Here is a 20015-nt window from a genome sequence, read left to right as displayed (position 1 = left end):
GCCGGGGCGGAATGGCTCCGCCCCGGCCCCGTGGTCAGCCTGACGGCTTATTCGGCGATGCGATAGAGGTCTTTCGCATACCAGGTGTTGCGCAGGTTCTCGGTCGGCAGGCCCTTGATGGCGGGGTTGATCATGTCGACCTTGGAATAGTGATAGACGAAGGCGGCGGGGACCTCCTCGGCCAGGATCTCCTCGGCGCGTTGGTACAGCGGCGTGGTGTCCTCGGCGGTGCGGGCCTCGGCCAGCAGCTCGTCATATTCGGCGTTCGACCACTTGCCGCTGTTGTAGCCGTCGGTGCGGAACCAGTCGAGGAAGGTCGTCGCCTCGTTGTAGTCCGCGCACCAGGCATAGCGCGCGACCTCGAAATCGCCCGACTGCAGGCGGTCGGTATGAACCGCCCATTCGACGTTGTTCAGCTCGATCTCGATGCCCAGGGGGCGCCAGAACTGCTGGGCGGCGATGGCCAGAAGGCGGTGGTTGTCGTCGGTGTTGTACTGCAGCTGCAGGCGCACCGGGTTGTCGGGGCCGTATCCCGCCTCGGCCAGCAGCTCGGCGGCACGCTCCAGGCGCGCCTCCATCGGCATGTCCTCCATGCCGCCCTCGGGCGCGGCAAAGCCGTTGATCGCCCAGTGGGTCCAGCTGTAGGCCGGGCGCTGGCCGCCCTGCAGGACCTGATCCACGATGACCTCGCGGTTCAGCGACAGGGCCATCGCCTCGCGGACGCGCTGGTCCTTGAGCGCCTCGGGGCCGTTTTCGCCCATGTTGAAAACATAGGCATAGGAGCAGCCATAGGGGACCGAGACCGCCTGGTCGGGGAACTCCTCCGACAGGCGCGGGTACTGCCCGGCGGGGATCTGCACGCGGTCCAGCTCGCCCGCCTGATAGCGGGTCAGGGCCACGTTGTTGTCGTTCACCGTGACGCCGCGCACGGTTTCCATCAGGACGTTCTCGGCATCCCAGTATTCGGGGTTCTTCTCGAAGACGATCTCGACGCCCAGATTGTGGCTGGCCAGCGTGTAGGCGCCGTTGCCGACCAGGTTCTCGGGCCGGGTCCAGGCGTCGCCATGCTCCTCGATCACCGCGCGGGGCACGGGATAGGTCGTGGTGTGGGACAGCGTGTTGATGAAATAGGGCGTGGGCGTGGTCAGCGTGACCTGCAGCGTCTTGTCGTCCAGCGCGGCGACGCCCAGCTGGTCGGGGGTCATCTCGCCCGCGACGATGGCGGTGGCGTTCTGGACGTTCATCAGTTCCAGGTACCAGGCATATTCCGACGCGGTCTCGGGGGTGACGACGCGCTGCCAGGCATAGACGAAATCATCCGCCGTCACCGGCTGGCCGTTCGACCAGTTGGCGTCGCGCAGCGTGAAGGTATAGGTCAGCCCGTCCTCGCTGACCTCGTGGCTGGTCGCCATGCCGGGGATCATCGCGCCCGCGGCATCCTCGATCATCAGCCCCTCATAAAGGTTGCGCTGCGCGTCCGAGCCCTCGACATCCGTGTTCAGCGCCGGGTCCAGCGACTTGATCGCGTCCAGCAGCCAATAGGTATAGGTCTGGGTCTCGGCCAGGGTCTCGCCTTCGGCAGGCTCGACGGCCAGCGCCGGCAGGGCCAGGGCGGTCAGCAGGGCGGTGGTGGTGAAAAGTTTGGTCATCCCAACTCCTCCAAGTTGCGTGTCGGTGTCGTCTCGCACCTGAATGGCACGAAGGTGAGTGAAACCGTCTGCATGGGCAAGCCGCGTTTCGCGCTTTTCAAGCCGCGCGCCCTGTGGAAAACAGGCCCGCATGAGGGAACGCGGACAGATCACCCTGGTGACCGGCGGCGCGCGGTCGGGCAAGTCGGCCTTGGCCGAGCGGCTTGTTGCACGTCATGCACTGCCCCGGATCTATCTGGCCACGGCCGAGCCGCGTGACGGTGAGATGACGGACAGAATACAGCAACATCAACGCGGTCGCGGCGACGGTTGGCGCACCATCGAGACGCCCCTGGATCTGGCGGGCGCGCTGCGCGCGACCGACGGGCAGGGCGTGCGGCTGGTCGATTGCCTGACCCTGTGGATGTCGAATTGCGAGGGCCGCGCGGATGTCGAAGGCCTTGTCGTGACGTTACGTCAGCAATCCTGTCCTGTCGTCCTTGTGACCAACGAACTGGGGCAGGGGATCGTGCCCGCCAATGCGCTGGCCCGGCGCTTCCGCGACGATCACGGGCGGATGAATCAGGCCGTGGCCCACATGGCCGATCAGGTCTGGCTGGCCGTCAGCGGCCTGCCCCTGCGGCTCAAGCCGTCCCGAGAGGATCCCGATGACCCGATTTGACGACACCGCCGCGCAGGGCGCCCGCGACCGGCAGGTGCAGCTGACCAAGCCCCCGGGCTCGCTCGGGCGGCTGGAGGAGCTGGCGGTCTTCATGGCGGGCTGGCAGGGGACCGACCGGCCCCGGATCGACCGCGCGCAGGCGCTGGTCTTTGCGGGCAATCATGGCGTCACCGCGCAGGGGATCACGCCCTTTCCGCCCGCCGTGACGGCGGCGATGGTCGCCAATTTCCGCGCGGGCGGGGCTGCGATCAACCAGCTGTGCCGCGTGGCGGGGGCCGATCTGTCCGTTGTGGCGCTGGATCTGGACCGGCGCACCGGCGATTTCACCCAAGGCCCCGCGATGACGCCAGCCGAGGTGCGGGACGCGATGGCGCGCGGCGCAGATGCCGTGGACCCGCAGGCGCAGGTCCTGATCCTGGGCGAGATGGGGATCGGCAACTCCACCACCTCGGCGGCACTGGCGGCGGCGACCTTCGGGGGGCGGGCCGAGGACTGGGTCGGCCCCGGCACCGGCGCCCATGGGGACATGCTGGCCGCCAAGATCCGCGTCGTGACCGAGGGGCTGGCGCGGCACGCAACGACCGGCACCGAGGACACGCTGGCGGCTTTCGGCGGGCGCGAGCAGGCGGCGATCTGCGGGGCGATCGGGCGCGCGCGCGCGCTGCGCATCCCGGTCATCCTGGACGGGTTCATCTGCACGGCGGCGGCGGGGGCGCTGACCCGCGACGACCCCGACGCGCTGGCCCATTGCCTGATCGGCCATGAAAGCGCCGAGCCGGGCCACCGCCGCCTGATCGCGGCGCTTGGCATGCCGCCGGTCCTGTCGCTGGACATGCGGTTGGGCGAGGGATCGGGCGCGGCGGTGGCGCTGATGGTGCTGCGCGCGGCGCTGGAATGCCACAACGGCATGGCGACCTTCGCCGAGGCCGGGATTGACTAGGCCGCAGCAGGTCCTGCTGGCGCTGGTCTTCCTGACCCGGCTGCCGCTTGGCCGCTTCCTTCCGCCGCGCATGGTGCCTCTGTCGGAGGCGGCCTGGGCCTTTCCGCTGGTGGGCGCGCTGGTGGGTGCGATGGCGGGCCTGCCCCTATGGCTGGCGGGGCCGGGCCTGCTGCCCGCCGCCTTGGCCGTCGCGCTGGCCGTCTGGCTGACCGGGGCGCTGCACGAGGATGCGCTGGCCGATTTCGCCGACGCGGGCGGCGGGCGCACGCGCGAGGACCGGCTGCGGATCATGCGCGACTCGACCATCGGCAGCTATGGCACCATGGCGCTGATCGCCACTGCGCTGATCCGGGTGGCGGCGCTGACCGCGCTCGGGCCGCTGGCGCTGATCGGGGCGGCGGCCTTGGGCCGGGTGGCGCCGGTCCTTCTGATGCGCGCCCTGCCGCCCGCGCGGAGCGACGGGCTGGGACAAGGCGCGGGTCGCCCCTCGCGCCGGGCGGCAGCGATGGCCGCGCTGATCGGCGTGCTGGCCCTGTGGCTCTGCGCGCCGGGGCCGGGGGCGGCGGCGCTGGCCACCGTCCTGGTGGGCCTGTCGGTCGTGGCGGTCTCGCGCCGGGCCTGTCGGCTGCTGGGCGGGCAGACCGGCGACGTGCTGGGCGCCTCGGCCCTCTTGGCGGAATGCGCGGCGCTGGTCGGGCTGGCCCTGATGACCTAGCGTCAAGAAGCCGTAAAAACTTGACCGTATGGGGGCGGATGCAGCATATCCGGTGACTGCGCGGAATGCCGGGTCTACCGGACACCTGCCCCGGAAACGGGCAGCGCCTGAGGGGAGGAGACATATCATGGGTGCCCTGTTGGCCCTATCGCGCGGCATCGACCGCATCACGACCCTGATCGGCCGGTCCGTCAGTTGGCTGATCCTGCTGGCGGTGCTGATCAGCGCCACCAATGCGATCATCCGCAAGGTCTTCAGCATCTCGTCGAACGCCTGGCTGGAGGCGCAGTGGTATCTGTTCGGCGCGGCCTTCATGCTGGCCTCGGCCTGGACGCTGCTGGACAACGAGCATATCCGCATCGACGTGATCTATGGCCGCTGGTCGCGCCGCGCGCAGCACTGGATCGACGTGATCGGCACGGTGCTGTTCCTGCTGCCCTTCACCACCGTGATGCTGTGGCTGACCTGGCCCGCCCTGATGGGCAGCCTGCGCACCGGCGAGGTGTCGATGAACGCGGGCGGGCTGGCGCTGTGGCCGGTGCGCGGCGTGATGGTGGCGGGCTTTGGCCTGCTGTTCGCGCAGGGCATTTCCGAGCTGATCAAGAAGGTCGCGGTCATGCGCGGCATCATCCCCGACCCCATCGCCCATGGCGACACCCACGAGGCCGCGCTGCGAGAGGCCGCCCTGATGGTCGTCGGTCTGGAAGACGAACAGAAGGCCGCATCCCAGGCCGCCGACACGCCGGAGCGCCGCCCATGATCGACCTCATCGCCCACAACCTGGCCCCCATCATGTTCTTCTCGATGGTGGCCTTCCTGCTGTTCGGCTATCCCATCGCCTTCGCGCTGGCGGCCAACGGGCTGCTGTTCTTCTTCTTCGGGGTGTTCCTGACGCCGCTGTCGGACCAGGTGAACCTGGGCTGGAACCTGCTGGGCGCGCTTGGCGACCGGGTGTTCGGCGTCATGCGCAACGACACGCTGCTGGCCATCCCCTTCTTCACCCTGATGGGCATCGTGCTGGAACGGTCCCGCATGGCCGAGGAGCTGCTGGACACCATCGGCCAGCTGTTCGGCCCGGTCCGCGGCGGCCTGGCCTATGCGGTCATCCTGGTCGGCGCGCTGCTGGCGGCGACGACGGGCGTGGTCGCGGCCTCGGTCATCTCGATGGGTCTGATCTCGCTGCCGATCATGATGCGCTACAACTACGACAAGCCGCTGGCGACCGGGGTCATCGCGGCCTCGGGGACGCTGGCGCAGATCATTCCGCCGTCGCTGGTGCTGATCGTGCTGGCCGACCAGCTGGGCCGGTCCGTGGGCGACATGTACAAGGCCGCGCTGGTGCCCGCGCTGGCGCTGACCGGCATCTACATCCTCTATGTGCTGGTCCTGTCCTTCCTGCGCCCCAAATCCATGCCGGCCCTGCCGCTGGAGGCCCGCAGCCTGGGTTCGGGCGGCTGGTCGCTGCTGGCGGCGATCCTGGGCGCGGTGGCGGTCTACTGGCTGGCCGCGCGCGGGCTGGAGGGGGCGGGCATCGCCAATGCCCCGATCTGGGCGGCGACCATCGCGGTCGCCGTGCTGCTGATCGCGGCCATGCTGGACCGGATGACCGGGCTGGGGCTGCTGTCGCCGATGACGCGGCAGGTGATCATCGTGATGATCCCGCCGCTGGCGCTGGTCTTCCTGGTGCTGGGCACGATCTTCCTCGGCATCGCCACGCCGACCGAGGGCGGCGCGATGGGGGCCATGGGCGCGCTGATCTTGGCCGCGATGAAGGGGCGGCTGACCTATCTGGTGCTGAACCAGGCGCTTCTGTCGACGGTCAAGCTGTCGGCCTTCGTCATGTTCATCCTGATCGGCGCCACGGTCTTCTCGCTGACCTACTATTCGATCAACGGCCATATCTGGGTGCGCGACCTGCTGACCGCGCTGCCGGGCGGTCAGGTGGGCTTCCTGATCACCGCCTGCGTGATCATCTTCATCCTGGGCTTCTTCCTCGACTTCTTCGAGCTGGCCTTCGTGATCGTGCCGCTGCTGATCCCCGCCGCCAATGCGCTGGAGGTCGATCTGGTCTGGTTCGGGGTGATCCTGGCGGTGACGATGCAGACCTCGTTCCTGACCCCGCCGGTGGGCTTCGCGCTGTTCTATCTGCGATCCGTGGCGCCACGGCAGTCCTATCTGGACAAGATCACCGGCAAGCGCATGGACCCGATCACCACGCTGCACATCTATCGCGGGGCGGTGCCCTTCGTCGGCCTGCAGGTGATGATGATCGCCGCCGTCATCGCCTTCCCGGCCATGGTCATGCATTACCGCGGCCCGGTCATCGACACCTCGAACATGCGCATTGAGATCCCGATGGGCGGGGGCTTGGGTGGGGGCCTCGGCGGAGGACTTGGCGGTGGCTTGGGCGGCGGCTCGGCCCCGGCCGAGGGCGGCGGAAGCGGCTTCGGCACGCTCGGGGGCTTGGGCGGATCGCCCTTCGGCCAGCAGCCGCCCGCGACCCCGGCGCCCGCGACCCCGGCGCCCACGGATCCGGCAGCACCCGCACCCGCCCCGCAGACCGCCCCGGCACCGGGGGCCGCGGCGCCCTCGGGCGGGATGGGCCTGGGCTTCGGCGGCCCGCCCCCGGGCCTGTCGGGGAACTGATCCCCGGGGTCCGGTCGGTCCGGCCCCCATCACCCGGACACGAAAAAGCCGCCGCGCGGGATCCGCGCGGCGGCTTTCGGTTGCGTCAGGCGGCGATCAGCCCGCCTGGCCCAGCCCGCCATTGCGCTGCTGGATCATCATGAACGTGTCGAAGGTGTATTCCGCCGTCTGCTGGTACAGGTACCAGTCGTCGCGGAACTGCAGCATCGCCTCGTACTGGGTCTTGAAGGACTCGTTCTCGGCCGAGACCTCGGCATAGACCTCGTTGGCGGCGGCATAGGAGGCCATCAGGATCTCCTCGCTGAACGAGCGCAGCTGCGCGCCGGTGCCCACCAGCTCCTTGAGGGCGGTGGGGTTCAGGTAGTCGTACTTGGCCAGCATGTTCTGGTCCGTCGCCTGCGCGGCGGTGCGGAACAGCGACTTGTAGTTCTCGGGCAGGCTGTCCCACTGGCCCTTGTTCACGAAGAAGCTGACCGTCGGGCCACCCTCCCAGAAGCCGGGATAGTAGTAGTAGGGCGCGACCTTCTGGAAGCCCAGCTTGCTGTCGTCATAGGGGCCGACCCATTCGGCCGCGTCGATCGTGCCGCGCTCCAGCGAGGGATAGATGTCGCCGCCCGCGATCTGCTGCGGCACCACGCCCAGCTTCTCGACCACCCGGCCCGCCAGGCCCGAGATCCGCATCTTCAGGCCCTGCAGGTCGGCCAGGGTGTTGATCTCCTTGCGGTACCAGCCGCCCATCTGGGTGCCGGTGTTGCCGCCCGGATAGCTGACCAGATTGTACTGCTCCAGGAAGGCGTTGTAGTTGTCGATCCCGCCGCCGTGATAGTTGAAGGCGGCCTTCGAGCGGGCCGAGAAGGTGAAGGGCAGGTCGGCGCCGCAGGCGAAGGCCGGGTCCTTGCCCCAGTTGTAATAGCCCACCGAATGCGCGCATTCGACGGTGCCGTCGGTCGCGGCGTTGATGGCGTCGAGGCCCGGGACGATCTCGCCCGCCGAGAAGACCTGGATCTGGAACCGGCCGTCGGTCGCCTCGGACAGGCGCTGCGACAGCTCCTCGCCGCCGCCATAGATCGTGTCCAGCGACTTGGGGAAGGACGAGGCCAAGCGCCAGTTGATCTGCGGCGCCTCCTGCGCGAGGGCCGGGGCGGCCAGGACGCCGCCGGCCGCGGCCGCGGCACCGCCGATCGAGGCGCGGGTCAGGAAGGACCTGCGGCCCAGGGTTTTGGAATCTTTCATTCTCTCTCCTCCGTTTCGAATGGGGGGGCCCCCTCGGCCCCGGTCGTCCCACCCGGATGGCCTGCAGTCTAGTCGGGCTTTTGCGTCTGTCGAGGGTCGGCGTTCCCCGGGGGGCGGTTATTTTCGCCCCGGCCCGCGCCGGCAGGCCCCGAACCCGCATCCAGCCGATTGTGCGCGGCAAATCGGCGCAGTAACACGGGGTCCACGCGCGCGACACAGGGAGGTCCCCATGCGGATCGAGGAATGGCAGCCCGACCTGTCCGGCCAGCCCGGCCCCAAGTTCCGCGCGCTGGCCAATGCGCTGCGCGAGGCGGCGCGGTCGGGCCTTCTGGCGCCGGGCACGCGCCTGCCGCCGATGCGCGATCTGGCGTGGCGGCTGAAGGTCACCACCGGCACCGTGGCCCGCGCCTATCAGGCCGCCGCCGCCGAGGGCGTGGTCGAAAGCCATGTCGGGCGCGGCAGCTTCATCGCCGCCCCGCGCCCGCGCCCGCCGGTGCCGCAGCCGCTGCTGTACGAAAGCCTGGACCATCCCGCGCAGGCGCAGGGGCCCGCCGACCTGCGCATCCCGCAGCTGCCCGATTGCGGGCAGGCGCGGATCATCGGGGGTCACCTGGGCGCGCTGGCCGGGGGGCTGGATGCGGACCTTCTGGACTACATGCCGCTCAGCCGCGATCAGGACTGCCGCGCGGCGGCGCTGGACTGGATGTCGGACCGCGCGCTCGGGCCGGTCTCGGTGGCCGACATGGTGCTGACGAATGGCGGGCAGCACGCGATCACGCTGGTGATGGCGCTGTGCCTGGCGGATCAGGCGCCCCGGGTCATGGCCGAGGCGCTGACCTATCCCGGCATCGGCCATGCCGCGCGGCTGATGCGGGCGCAGACCCTGCCGGTGGCGCTGGACGATCAGGGGATGGTGCCCTCGGACCTGGACCGGGTGGCGCGGGCCTCGGGGGCGCGGCTGGTCTGCCTGACGCCCTCGGCCCAGAACCCCACCATGGCGGGAATGGGCCCCGCCCGCCGCGCCGCCATCGTCGAGGTCGCGCGGCGCCACGACCTGCAGGTGATCGAGGACGAATGCTATGCCCCCAGCCCCCGGCCCGACGGCCCGCCCAGCCTGCGGGCCCTGGCGCCCGAGCGGGTCTGGCACGTGTCCAGCCTGTCCAAGATCATCGCGGCGGGGCTGCGCTTCGGCATCCTGATCTGCCCCGAAGGGATGGGGCAGGCGGGCCGCGTCGCTGCCCAGCACAGCCATATGGGCCTGTCGCTGCCGATCACCGGGCTGGTCACGCGGCTGATGCGGTCGGGCGATGCGGCGCGGATCGCGCAGCTGGTGCAGGATCAGGTGGCCGACCGGCTGGCCCTGGCGCAGGAGGCGTTCGCGGGCCTGGGGGCGGTGACGCAGCCGGGCGTGCCGATGGTCTGGCTGCCGCTGGCGCCGCCCTGGACGGCGGTGGATTTCGTGGCGCGGGCCGCGGCGGCGGGGGTGATCGCGCGCCCGACCTCGGATTTCCGGGTGCCGGGGCAGGACGGGGGAACGGACGAGGGCGTGCGGGTCGGGCTGAACTGCCGGATGCCGCGCGACCGGCTGGCCGCCGCGCTGCAGACCCTGGGGCAGATGGCCCGGTCCGGCCCGCTGGAGGGGCCGGACTGAGGGGCACGCGCGACCGGGGGTGCCGATCGCGCGACCGGGGTCAGCGCAGGATGCTGCGACCGGCGAATTCCGCCGTGGCGCCCAGCATCTCCTCGATCCGGATCAGCTGGTTGTACTTGGCCAACCGGTCCGAGCGGGCCAGCGAGCCGGTCTTGATCTGACCGCAATTCGTGGCGACGGCCAGATCGGCGATGGTCGCGTCCTCGGTCTCGCCCGAGCGGTGCGACATCACCGAGGTATAGCCCGCACGGTCGGCCATGCGCACCGCGTCCAGCGTTTCCGACAGCGTGCCGATCTGGTTGACCTTGACCAGCAGGCTGTTGCCGCAGCCCGTCTCGATGCCGCGCGCCAAGCGCGTCGGGTTGGTCACGAACAGATCGTCGCCGACCAGCTGCACCCGGTCGCCCAAGCGGTCGGTCAGCAGTTTCCAGCCGTCCCAGTCATCCTCGGAACAGCCGTCCTCGATCGACAGGATCGGATAGGCGTCGCACAGCGCCGCCAGATAGTCGACGTTCTCGCCAGGCGTCAGGGATTTCCCCTCGCCCTTCATCTCGTACTTGCCGCCCTTGAAGTATTCGGTCGAGGCGCAGTCCAGCGCCAGCATGATGTCCTCGCCGGGGCGGTAGCCCGCCTTCTCGATGGCCTTCAGGATGAAGTCCAGCGCGTCGCGGGTGGACGACAGGTTCGGGGCAAAGCCGCCCTCGTCGCCGATCCCGGTGGACAGGCCCGCCGCCGACAGTTCCTTCTTCAGGGTGTGGAAGATCTCGGACCCCATCCGCACGGCCTCGCGGATGTTCTCGGCCGACACCGGCATGATCATGAATTCCTGGATGTCGATCGGGTTGTCGGCATGCTCGCCGCCGTTGATGATATTCATCATCGGCACCGGCAGGATGCGCGCCGCCGTGCCGCCGACATAGCGGTACAGGGGCTGGCCCGTCGCCTCGGCCGCGGCCTTGGCCACCGCCATCGACACGCCCAGGATCGCGTTGGCACCGAGACGGCCCTTGTTGGGGGTGCCGTCCAGATCGCACATCATTGCGTCGATGGCGCGCTGCTCGGTCGCGTCCTCGCCCACCAGGTTTTCCGAGATCTCGCCGTTCACGGCGGCCACGGCCTCCAGGACGCCCTTGCCCATGTAGCGCGACATGTCGCCGTCGCGCTTCTCGACCGCCTCATGCGCGCCCGTCGAGGCGCCCGAGGGGACCGCCGCGCGGCCCAGGGTGCCGTCCTCCAGCGTCACGTCGACCTCGACGGTCGGATTGCCGCGGCTGTCCAGGATTTCACGGGCGAAAATGTCGATGATGGCAGTCATGAAGACCCTCCGTTGATGCTTGGCGCCTTCTTAGCGCCCGCGACCCGAAGTCGCAATCTTCACGGCAGGTTGATGCGCGCCCAGATCGGCAGGTGATCCGAGGCGTCGCGCGCCCCCGCCCCGGTGAAGACGCCGGTCTCCAGCACCTCCAGCGCGTTGGACAGGGCCATGCGGTCCAGCCGCAGCCGGGGCAGGGGCGCGGGCCACGAGGCGCCGGGCGCGATCACCCGGAAGCCCGCCAGCGATTCCAAGCCCCGGTCGTCGCGCCATTCGTTGAAATCGCCCATCAGCACGATGTTGTCGCCGCCGATCCGTCCGGCCCGGGCGGTGATCCGCGCCAGCTGCGCGCGCCGCGAGGACCGCGCCAGCCCCAGATGCGCGCCGATCACCGTCAGGCCCGGCAGGCGCAGCGCCACGGCGCCGCGCGGCTCCAGCCCCGGCAGCGGCAGGCGGCGCAGCACGGCCTGGGCGGCCAGGTGCGGGCGCATCAGGATGGTCTGGCCGTGCCAGCCCAGGCTGCTGTCGGTGGTGCCGGTGATGTCGGCGGGGACCAGACCCGTCTCGGCCTGGATCAGCTTGCGCGGCAGCGCCTCGGGGCGGGCGCCATAGCGGAAGTCGACCTCCTGCAGGGCGATGATGTCGGGATCCAGCGCCCGGATCACCGCAAGGTTGCGCAGGGGCGCGTGGGGGCCGGTCAGCCCTCGGCATTTGTGCAGGTTGTAGCTGGCGATCTTCAGCATCCGTCCGTCCGCGTGGGGGCATGGGGCAGATCATGGCCGGGAACGCGCCGCCCGCAAGAGGGGCGCGCGCACAAGCCCGTCAGGTTCCGCAAAAGGTCTGCAGGACCGCCTGCCCGGTGGTCGGGGCATGGGCCAGGTCTGCCCAATCCTCGCGCAGATCGCGGGGATGGGTGACCGCCGCGAAAAGCCGCTCGAAGGGCGCCATGTCGCCCGCCACGGCGGCCACGATGGCCTCCTCGACGCGGTGGTTGCGGGGAATGCGGCGGGGATTGGCCTGGGCCATCGCCGCCCGGTCGGGCGACAGCGCCTGCCAGTCGCGCGCCCAGGCATCGAAGGCGTCGCGGTCCAGAAACTCGTCGCGCGCGGTCCCGTCCGACAGGCCCGCGAAGACCCGGGTGAAATCCGCCCGCTGCGTGGCCATCAGGCCCAGAAGCCGCTCGATCAGCGCCTGGTTCGGGGCGCCCTCGATCCCCAGCTTGGCGCCGAAGCGGCGCAGCCAAGCCGCTTGGTACAGCGGCGCGAAGCGGTGGACGGAATGCGTCGCGGCCTCGACCGCCGCCTCCTCCTCGCCCATCAGGGGGATCAGGCAGGTGGCGAACTGCGCCAGGTTCCAGACAGCGATGTTGGGCTGGTTGGCCCAGGCATAGCGCCCCTGCCGGTCGATCGAGGAGAACACCGTGTCGGGATGATAGACATCCATGAAGGCGCAGGGCCCGTAGTCGATCGTCTCGCCCGAGATCGCCATGTTGTCGGTGTTCATCACCCCGTGGATGAAGCCGAGCGACATCCACTGCGCGATGGTCTCGGCCTGGGCCGCGACCATCTGGTCCAGCAGCGCCAGCGGGCCGTCGGCCTGCGGGTAATGGCGCGCGATGACATGATCGGTCAGCGCCGCCAGATCCGTCTTGCGGTCGCGCACGGCGAAGAACTGGAAGGTGCCCACGCGGATATGGCTGGCCGCCACCCGGGTCAGCACCGCGCCGGGCAGCCCGCCCTGTTCGCGCCACACTTCCTCTCCGGTGGCGACCGCCGCCAGCGCGCGGGTGGTGGGGACGTCCATCGCGGCCATAAATTCGGACACCAGATATTCGCGCAGCACCGGCCCCATCCAGGCCCGCCCGTCACCGCGCCGCGAGAAGGGTGTGGGCCCCGAGCCCTTCAGCTGGATGTCGAAGCGCGCCCCGTCCGGCGCCGTGATCTCTCCCAGCAGGACCGCGCGCCCGTCGCCCAGCTGCGGGACGAAGCCGCCGAACTGGTGCCCCGCATAGGCCTGCGCCAGGGGGGCGGCGCCCTCGGGGACCGCATTGCCCGACAGCATGCCCACCGTCAGCGCGTCCCGGTCCAGCCCCAGCCTGTCAGCCAGCGGGCCGTTCAGCGCCAGAAGGCGCGGCGCGCTCACCGGGGTGGGGTCCACGCGGGCGAAGAAGCCCTCGGGCATCCGGGCATAGCTGTTGTCGAAACGGATCATCGCGGTCTCCTTTGCCCTTTACATAGGTGCGGGGCGCGGCTTTGCCAGCCCGCCGCCCTTGCGCGACGCCCCGCAAGGGCGTATCGCCGGGCGGCAAAAGGAGCCTGTTCATGAAATTTCTCGACCTCGCCAAAGTCTATATCCGCTCGGGCGGCGGCGGCGCGGGCTGCGTGTCCTTCCGGCGCGAGAAGTTCATCGAATATGGCGGCCCCGATGGCGGCGACGGCGGACGCGGCGGCGATGTCTGGGCCGTGGCGGTCGAGGGGCTGAACACGCTGATCGATTTCCGCTATCAGCAGCATTTCTTCGCGAAATCCGGCCAGCACGGCATGGGCAGCCAGATGACCGGCAAATCCGCCGATGACGTGGAGCTGCGCATCCCCGTGGGCACCGAGATCCTGGACGAGGACGAGGAAACCGTCATCGCCGACCTGACCGAGGTCGGCCAGCGCGTGCTGTTGGCCAAGGGCGGCAACGGGGGCTGGGGCAACCTGCATTTCAAATCCTCGACCAACCGCTCGCCCCGGACCGCCAATCCGGGGCTGGAGGGGGTCGAGCGCACCATCTGGCTGCGGCTGAAGCTGATCGCCGATGCGGGTCTGGTGGGCCTGCCCAATGCGGGCAAGTCGACATTCCTCGCCGCCGTCTCGAATGCGCGGCCCAAGATCGCCGATTATCCCTTCACCACGCTGCACCCGAACCTGGGCGTCGTCGGCGTGGACGGGCGCGAATTCGTGATGGCCGACATTCCGGGCCTGATCGAGGGCGCCTCCGAGGGCCGGGGTCTGGGCGACCAGTTCCTGGGCCATGTCGAACGTTCGAACGTGCTGCTGCATCTGGTGGACGGCACCTCCGAGACGCTGGCCGAGGACGCCCGCACGATCCTGACCGAGCTTGCGGCCTATTCCCCGATCCTGATGGAAAAGCCCCGCGTCACCGCGTTGAACAAGATCGACGCGCTGGACGATGATGTGCTGGAGGAACGCCGCGCCGCGCTGGAGGCCGAGCTGGGCCACCCGGTCCTGCTGATGTCCGGAGTCGCCCGGACCGGCGTGACCGAGGTTCTGCGCGCGCTGTGGACCCAGATCGAGCCGTCGCGCACGCCGCCCCCCGAACAGTCCGAGGCGGCATGGCAGCCCTGATCCCTCAGGCGGCGCCCGATCTGGCCGCCGCGCGCCGGCTGGTCGTCAAGATCGGCTCGGCGCTGCTGGTGGGCCCCGAGGGGCTGCGCGGCGACTGGCTGCGGGGCTTGTGCGACGATGTGGCCGCGTGGCGGGCGCGGGGCTGTGACGTGGTGCTGGTCAGTTCCGGGTCCATCGCGCTTGGGCGGCGGGTGCTGGGCCTGCCGGGCGGTGCGCTGCCGCTGGAACAGGCGCAGGCGGCGGCCGCCGTAGGCCAGATCCGCCTGGCCCGCGCCTATGAGGAGGCTCTGGCCCCGCATGGCGTCATCACCGCGCAGGTGCTGCTGACCCTGGAGGACAGCGCCGACCGCCGCCGCTATCTGAACAGCCGCGCCACGATGCAGACCCTGCTGGGCCTTGGCGTCGTGCCCATCGTGAACGAGAACGACACGGTCGCCACCGACGAGATCCGGTTTGGCGACAACGACCGTCTGGCCGCGCAGATCGCAGTGACTTGCGGCGCCGACCAGCTGCTGCTGCTGTCGGATGTGGACGGGCTTTATACTGCCAACCCCAAGACTGACCCGACCGCCCGCCACCTGCCCCTGATCGCGGCGATCACGCCCGAGATCGAGGCGATGGGCGGCGATCCGGTCTCGGGCCTGTCCAAGGGCGGGATGAAGACCAAGCTGATGGCCGCGCGCACCGCCGTGGCGGGCGGCTGCGCCATGGCCATCGCCGAGGGCTCGGTCCTGCGCCCGCTGACGGCGGTGGCCGAGGGCGCGCGGACCAGCTGGTTCCTGCCCGAGGCCGACCCGCAGCTGGCCCGCAAGCGCTGGATCGCGGCGATGAAGCCCAAGGGCACGGTCGGCATCGATGCGGGGGCCGCGCTGGCCCTGGGGCGCGGCAAGTCGCTACTGCCAGCGGGCGTAACCGGGGTCGAGGGCGCGTTCGGGCGCGGCGATCCGGTGGCCATCGTGGGCCCCGACGGCGGTCGGATGGCGGTCGGGCTGATCCGCTATACCGCCGACGAGGCACGGCTGATCGCGGGCCAGCACTCGGCGCGGATCGAGGCGATCCTGGGTTATCCGGGCCGCGCCGCGCTGGTTCATCGCGACGACATGGTGCTGTGATCCCGACGGGCGGGCCGGCGTCGCGGCCGGATGCCTCCGGCGGGGATATTTACGTGAAGAAGAAGCCGAAGGGCCGGTCTGCCGCGTTGGGCGGGGCAAGGACGGGGCGGGAGGGGTCGTGGTGCTGAACCTGATGAAGCTGTGCGTGGGCGCCGAGGGGCCCGAGGATCTGGCCGTCTGGCAGCGCCGGTTCGGGGACGCCCCCGCGATGCATGTCACCCGCATGTGGCCAAAGCGCGAGACCGAACTGCTGGAGGGCGGCTCGATCTATTGGGTGTTCAAGGGGGTGATGCTGGCCCGCCAGCGGATCCTGGCGCTGGACCGGGTCGAGGGCGCGGACGGAATCCTGCGCTGCGGCCTGGTGCTGGACCGCGATCTAGTGCGGGTGGCGGCGGTGCCGCGACGGCCCTTCCAGGGATGGCGCTATCTGGCCCCGGGCGATGCCCCGCCCGACCTGCCCGAGGGGCGCGCCAGCGAGGAGCCGCTGCCCCCCGCCATCGCCGCCGCCCTGGCGGAGATGGGCCTGCGCTGAGGCTTGACCTGTCCTGCGCCGTGCGGTAGGCGACAGGCAAGGCGGGTGTAGCTCAATGGTAGAGCAGAAGCTTCCCAAGCTTACGACGAGGGTTCGATTCCCTTCACCCGCTCCATCTCCTCGATTTCCAGAACACCGGGCTGCGGTAGGTCGCCCCTGAGCCCCTCTCGTCCGCAGGCCATCGAACCTGTGCGGCTTCGGTGATAGGGTCCGCCGACCGCCCGTTCCGGGCAGGAAAGGATCACCCATGAAAGCCGTCAAGATCGCAAGCCCCGGCGGGCTGGAGCGCCTGCAGGTCGTCGAGATCGCCGATCCGGGCCAGCCGCGCGCCGGAGAGATCCGGGTGCGCCTGCAGGCCTCGTCGCTCAATTTCCACGATTTCGGCGTCGTCTCGGGCCGGATGCCGACCGAGGATGGCCGCATCCCGATGTCGGACGGGGCGGGCGTGGTCGAGGCCGTGGGCGCGGGCGTCACCGAGTTCGGCGTGGGCGATCAGGTCGTCTCGTGCTTTTTCCCGCAATGGGCGGACGGGCCGCCGCCGGTCGCGGATTTCTCGGGCACGCCCGGCGACGGCACCGACGGCTATGCCTGCGAGGTGGCCGTGCGGCCGGTGTCCTGGTTCACCAGGGCGCCCAAGGGCTACAGCCCAGCCGAGGCCGCGACGCTGACCACCGCCGGGCTGACCGCGTGGCGGGCGCTGGTCGTCGATGGCGGGCTGAAGGCGGGCGACACGGTGCTGACCCTGGGCACGGGGGGCGTGTCGATCTTTGCGGTGCAGCTGGCCATCGCCATGGGTGCGCAGGTCATCGCGACCTCGTCCTCGGACGACAAGCTGTCGCGGCTGCGCGAGATGGGCGCGTCCCACACGATCAACTATCGGACCGAACCGGACTGGGGCGCCCGCGTGCGCGAGCTGACCGGGGGCCGGGGCGTGGATCACGTGGTCGAGGTCGGGGGTCCGGGCACCCTGCCGCAGTCGATCACCGCCTGCCGTGTCGGCGGGCATATCTCGCTGATCGGGGTGCTGACGGGCGCCTCGGGCGAGGTGCCGACGGCGGCGCTGATGGCGCGTCAACAGCGCCTGCAGGGGCTGATCGTGGGCAGCCGCGCCATGCAGATGGACTTCGTCCGCGCGCTGGAGGTCACGGGCATCCGCCCGCTGATCGACCGCAGCTTTGCGCTGGACCAGATCGCCGACGCCTTCCGCCACGAGGAATCCGGCGCGCATTTCGGCAAGATCGTGCTGGAGATCTGAAGCTTGGCCGACCGCACCCCCGGGGTTGCGGTCGGCCCTTCGTACCTCAGAAGCGGTAGCTGGCCCGGACCTGCACCAGGTCGGTGTCCAGATCGAGGCCCGAGATGCCGCTCAGGTCGTCCAGGATGTCCTTGAAGGTGTTGCGGGTGTATTCGACGCCGACGGTGAGGCGGTCGGTGACCAGGACATCGGCGCCGATCCCGTAGGTCAGCCCCGTATCGGCCAGGCGGTCGCCCGCGATGTCGCCATGCACGCCCGCGACGCCCAGGGTCAGATAGGGCATGACGCGGCCCGCGTCATAGCCCACCCGCGCGCGCAGGCGCAGCAGGTCCCCCTTCTCGTCGGCGCCTTCGAAATCGACGCTGTTATAGTCCAGATCGCCGCCCAGCACGACGCGGCCCATGTCCCGCTGATAGCCGACATGCAGGCCGTAGGCATCGAAATCGGCATCTCCCAAGGGGCCGTCCAGGGTCAGGTCGCCGCTGCCCTCGCCATATTGCAGGCCCGCATAGAAGCCCGACCAGTCGGTGCCCGCCGACGCGGAGCCCATCGGCCCGACGGCCACGGGCCCGAATCCCGGCGCGGTATAGCCGCCGGCGGCGGCCCCGGAGGCGGCAAAGATGGCGGCGACGGCAAGGTTGCAAAGTTTCATCTTCGATCTCCAAGAATTGAAAGTGAACTATGCGGTTCTCTTTGACGGCAAGCAATCGACGGCGATTGACGGCTGCCGACATGTTGCAAAACAGGTACGCCGGACGCAGTTGCAACCCTGCCGTGTGATGCGGGGGTCAGGAGCGGGGCATTGGCCTGCCCGCGCGGCGCTTCTATGATCGCGGGCGCGGCGGGACGGCCGGGCAGGGGGATCATGGGCGACGGGACGGACAAGGATCGACGGGGCGGCCTGCCGGACCTGTATCTGATGCGCCATGGCGAGACGGTCTGGAACGCCGAGGGGCGGCTACAGGGCGCCCTGCATGCGCCGCTGACGGCGCGGGGCCTGCGGCAGGCCGGATGGCAGGCCGCGCTGGTGGCCGGGGTGGCGGGGCGGCGCCTGTCCAGCCCGCAGGAAAGGGCGCGGCAGACCGCGCGGCTGGTCTTCGGCACGCAGCCGTTCCGCACCGAGCCGCTGCTGTCCGAGATCGGCATCGGGACCTTTGCCGGGCGCCTGCTGGCCGACCTGGAACGCGAACGGCCCGAGGTCTTCGCCGGCCCGCCGCTGGCCTGGTACGACCGCTGCCCGGGGGGCGAGGGGCTGGCGGCGCTGGCGGCGCGCTGCGGGCGGTTCCTGGGTCCGCTGGCCGGGACCTCCGTGCCGGTGCTGATCGTCAGCCACGGGATCACGCTGCGGATGCTGCGGGCGGCGGCGCTGGACATGAGCCCCGACCGATGCCCCCCCGCCCGATGGCCCCCGGACAAATGGGCCGAGGGCGAGATGCGGCAGGGCGCGGTGCATGTCGTCTCGAACGGCGCCTGCCGGACCCTGCGCCACCCCCGGGATCGCGACTGAGGGCGGCATTTTCGTCTTGCCAAACGCAGCCCCGGTCGGTCTTATGCGCCGCGTGTTCCCAAGCGGAAGACACAGGGCCCGTTAGCTCAGTGGTAGAGCGTCCCGTTTACACCGGGCCGGTCGGCAGTTCGAATCTGTCACGGGCCACCACTATTCCTCAGCAATTCAGCGAATATGGCAGCCATCGACTAAACGCTCCATTATTCATTGAACCTTGGGCGGATCACTTGGACCGCTAGAAATCCAAAACCCTCGAAGCTGCGCGCAGGTGTGAGGGGCTGAACCGGGCGTAGGTCTTGAAGGTGATCGAGCTGTTGCTGTGGCCCAGGTACTGCGCGACCTCATCCATCGACGTACCCGCCTCGACCATCATAACGGCGGCGCTGTGGCGCAGGGTGTGAATCGTCACGTCCTTCAGGCCGACGGATCGGACGGCCACGCCGAATCCCTTGCGGATCGATTGGACGGGCTTGCCGTTCCACTCGATCACATGGTCTGTCATGCCTTGGCCCTTCGCCTCGACCAGCGCCGCCAGCAGCGTGTCATTGATCGGCACCACAGCGCGACCCTTGCGCGGGCCGGTGCCCTCTGTGCGCAGGTTGATGACGCGCCGCTCAAGATCTACCCGATCCCATGTCAGGTCGAGGATGGCGCCCACGCGGGCGGCGGTGGACAGCATCAGGCGGATCGCCAGGATGATATGCGGCTGCGCTTCGGCGCGGATCAGTGCGCCGGCCTCGGCACGTGTCAGGTGCCGTTCGCGTGGTGCGGGCTTCTGCGGCAGCTCGATGAACGGCGCCCGCTCTATGAGCCCTTTTTTCACAGCCCAATTCACCACGATCCGCAGATGGCCCAGCTCGGTCCAGACGGTGCCCTGCTTGATGCCTGCAAGGCGGCGCCGGGCGTCATAGTCGCGGCAATGTTCGACGGTGATCTGGTCCGGCCGCAGCGCGCCGAAGAACGGCATCATGGCCTTGACCGTCGAGCTCATCGACTTGACGATAGCCCGGCCCTCGCGCTCGTTCAGATATAGCTTCCACAGGGCCTCGACAGTCTCGCCAGATGTTGTGATCGTTTCCCGGCGATAGACATCTATGGCCTCTGCTTCGGCTTCCTTTCGGCTGAGTGCTTCAAGACGAAATCGCTTCCGCCGACCATCATCTGATTTCCAGCTGACGACGAAACGGCCTTTGAGCCGTCCGATGCTGATTTGCCGCATTCGATATCCTCTACTGCCTGCGCGGGGATGCGGATACTGCGACCAACTCTGAAGCTGGGCAATTCGCCGCGATGTGTCATTTGTCGGATGGTCTCTGAGCTGACGCCCCACCGCTCGGCGAGGGTCTCGGGCGAGTAGGGCCCGCGGATTGTTTCATGGCGTCCCATTAGCCACCTCCATTTCTTGCAGGGCATGGCCGCCCCATTGATCGGCGCAGGCCTGAGCCACAC

Annotated in this window: 19 protein-coding genes and 2 tRNA genes; 13 read left to right on the top strand and 8 right to left on the bottom strand. The window is 69.6% G+C overall.

The genetic code is table 11. The features are described 5' to 3' along the window. Positions 1 to 47: 47 nt before the first annotated feature. The gene (locus tag E4191_RS07890) at positions 48 to 1649 is read right to left on the bottom strand and encodes a peptide ABC transporter substrate-binding protein (RefSeq protein ID WP_135312928.1); all 1602 of its coding nucleotides are present in this window, start codon (positions 1647 to 1649) and stop codon (positions 48 to 50) included. A gap of 130 nt (positions 1650 to 1779) precedes the next feature. On the opposite strand from E4191_RS07890, the gene cobU reads away from it, so the two are divergent. From cobU to E4191_RS07865, 5 genes are all read left to right on the top strand, one after another. Beyond that, a complete protein-coding gene (gene cobU / locus E4191_RS07885; RefSeq protein ID WP_135312927.1) occupies positions 1780 to 2310 on the top strand; it encodes a bifunctional adenosylcobinamide kinase/adenosylcobinamide-phosphate guanylyltransferase in 531 nt (176 codons plus the stop codon). Then, positions 2297 to 3250, top strand: coding sequence for a nicotinate-nucleotide--dimethylbenzimidazole phosphoribosyltransferase (cobT, locus tag E4191_RS07880; protein ID WP_135312926.1), 954 nt, complete (start codon positions 2297 to 2299; stop codon positions 3248 to 3250). The genes cobU and cobT overlap by 14 nt, the downstream gene beginning before the upstream one ends. Then, positions 3243 to 3965, top strand: coding sequence for an adenosylcobinamide-GDP ribazoletransferase (gene cobS, locus E4191_RS07875; protein ID WP_135312925.1), 723 nt, complete (start codon positions 3243 to 3245; stop codon positions 3963 to 3965). Before cobT ends, cobS begins: the two co-directional genes overlap by 8 nt. A gap of 127 nt (positions 3966 to 4092) precedes the next feature. Next, positions 4093 to 4725 (top strand): TRAP transporter small permease subunit, encoded by a 633-nt coding sequence (locus E4191_RS07870; RefSeq protein WP_135312924.1) that lies wholly within the window; start codon positions 4093 to 4095, stop codon positions 4723 to 4725. Next, entirely contained in the window at positions 4722 to 6611 is a 1890-nt protein-coding gene (locus E4191_RS07865) for a TRAP transporter large permease (protein ID WP_135312923.1), read from the top strand. Before E4191_RS07870 ends, E4191_RS07865 begins: the two co-directional genes overlap by 4 nt. Before the next feature lie 96 nt (positions 6612 to 6707). Here the strand turns inward: E4191_RS07865 and E4191_RS07860 are convergent, their stop codons facing one another. Further along, positions 6708 to 7826: a TRAP transporter substrate-binding protein gene (locus tag E4191_RS07860; protein WP_135314379.1), complete on the bottom strand. Its 1119-nt coding sequence runs from the start codon at positions 7824 to 7826 to the stop codon at positions 6708 to 6710. Positions 7827 to 8073: 247 nt separating this feature from the next. On the opposite strand from E4191_RS07860, the gene E4191_RS07855 reads away from it, so the two are divergent. Continuing rightward, positions 8074 to 9495 carry an aminotransferase-like domain-containing protein gene (locus E4191_RS07855; protein WP_176562661.1) on the top strand — a complete coding sequence of 474 codons (1422 nt, stop codon included), beginning with the start codon at positions 8074 to 8076 and terminating at the stop codon, positions 9493 to 9495. 40 nt (positions 9496 to 9535) lie between these two features. Here the strand turns inward: E4191_RS07855 and eno are convergent, their stop codons facing one another. The 3 genes from eno to E4191_RS07840 all read right to left on the bottom strand — a co-directional run bounded on the left by eno (position 9536) and on the right by E4191_RS07840 (position 13018). Beyond that, positions 9536 to 10810, bottom strand: coding sequence for a phosphopyruvate hydratase (eno, locus tag E4191_RS07850; protein WP_135312921.1), 1275 nt, complete (start codon positions 10808 to 10810; stop codon positions 9536 to 9538). A 59-nt stretch (positions 10811 to 10869) separates the two neighbouring features. Further along, positions 10870 to 11550, bottom strand: coding sequence for an endonuclease/exonuclease/phosphatase family protein (locus E4191_RS07845; protein WP_135312920.1), 681 nt, complete (start codon positions 11548 to 11550; stop codon positions 10870 to 10872). 79 nt (positions 11551 to 11629) lie between these two features. Next, positions 11630 to 13018, bottom strand: coding sequence for a protein adenylyltransferase SelO (locus E4191_RS07840; protein WP_135312919.1), 1389 nt, complete (start codon positions 13016 to 13018; stop codon positions 11630 to 11632). A 110-nt stretch (positions 13019 to 13128) separates the two neighbouring features. Between E4191_RS07840 and obgE the strand changes: the two genes are divergently transcribed. From obgE to E4191_RS07815, 5 genes are all read left to right on the top strand, one after another. Next, positions 13129 to 14160: a GTPase ObgE gene (gene obgE, locus E4191_RS07835; protein WP_135312918.1), complete on the top strand. Its 1032-nt coding sequence runs from the start codon at positions 13129 to 13131 to the stop codon at positions 14158 to 14160. Next, positions 14148 to 15272: a glutamate 5-kinase gene (gene proB / locus E4191_RS07830; RefSeq protein WP_135312917.1), complete on the top strand. Its 1125-nt coding sequence runs from the start codon at positions 14148 to 14150 to the stop codon at positions 15270 to 15272. Before obgE ends, proB begins: the two co-directional genes overlap by 13 nt. A 133-nt stretch (positions 15273 to 15405) precedes the next feature. Continuing rightward, positions 15406 to 15804 carry a DUF1489 family protein gene (locus tag E4191_RS07825; protein ID WP_135314378.1) on the top strand — a complete coding sequence of 133 codons (399 nt, stop codon included), beginning with the start codon at positions 15406 to 15408 and terminating at the stop codon, positions 15802 to 15804. A gap of 41 nt (positions 15805 to 15845) precedes the next feature. Then, a tRNA-Gly gene (locus tag E4191_RS07820) sits at positions 15846 to 15919 on the top strand. 132 nt (positions 15920 to 16051) lie between these two features. Further along, a complete protein-coding gene (locus tag E4191_RS07815) occupies positions 16052 to 17059 on the top strand; it encodes a zinc-dependent alcohol dehydrogenase family protein (RefSeq protein WP_135312916.1) in 1008 nt (335 codons plus the stop codon). Positions 17060 to 17105: 46 nt separating this feature from the next. Here the strand turns inward: E4191_RS07815 and E4191_RS07810 are convergent, their stop codons facing one another. Then, positions 17106 to 17711 (bottom strand): outer membrane protein, encoded by a 606-nt coding sequence (locus E4191_RS07810; protein WP_135312915.1) that lies wholly within the window; start codon positions 17709 to 17711, stop codon positions 17106 to 17108. A 213-nt stretch (positions 17712 to 17924) separates the two neighbouring features. Here E4191_RS07810 and E4191_RS07805 point away from each other — a divergent pair, with 213 nt between their 5' ends. Together E4191_RS07805 and E4191_RS07800 are read left to right on the top strand one after the other, a co-directional pair. Then, positions 17925 to 18566, top strand: a complete 642-nt coding sequence (locus tag E4191_RS07805; protein ID WP_135312914.1) for a histidine phosphatase family protein — start codon at positions 17925 to 17927, stop codon at positions 18564 to 18566. Positions 18567 to 18641: 75 nt separating this feature from the next. Beyond that, positions 18642 to 18716, top strand: a tRNA-Val gene (locus tag E4191_RS07800). An 85-nt stretch (positions 18717 to 18801) separates the two neighbouring features. Here the strand turns inward: E4191_RS07800 and E4191_RS07795 are convergent. Together E4191_RS07795 and E4191_RS24820 are read right to left on the bottom strand one after the other, a co-directional pair. After that, positions 18802 to 19776 carry a tyrosine-type recombinase/integrase gene (locus E4191_RS07795; protein WP_407947061.1) on the bottom strand — a complete coding sequence of 325 codons (975 nt, stop codon included), beginning with the start codon at positions 19774 to 19776 and terminating at the stop codon, positions 18802 to 18804. Next, positions 19659 to 19952, bottom strand: coding sequence for an excisionase family DNA-binding protein (locus E4191_RS24820; RefSeq protein WP_407947055.1), 294 nt, complete (start codon positions 19950 to 19952; stop codon positions 19659 to 19661). The genes E4191_RS07795 and E4191_RS24820 overlap by 118 nt, the downstream gene beginning before the upstream one ends. Between the last annotated feature and the right edge of the window lie 63 nt (positions 19953 to 20015).

Source organism: Paracoccus liaowanqingii, from assembly GCF_004683865.2.
GTDB lineage: Bacteria > Pseudomonadota > Alphaproteobacteria > Rhodobacterales > Rhodobacteraceae > Paracoccus > Paracoccus liaowanqingii.
This window is presented reverse-complemented; position numbering and strand designations above follow the sequence as displayed.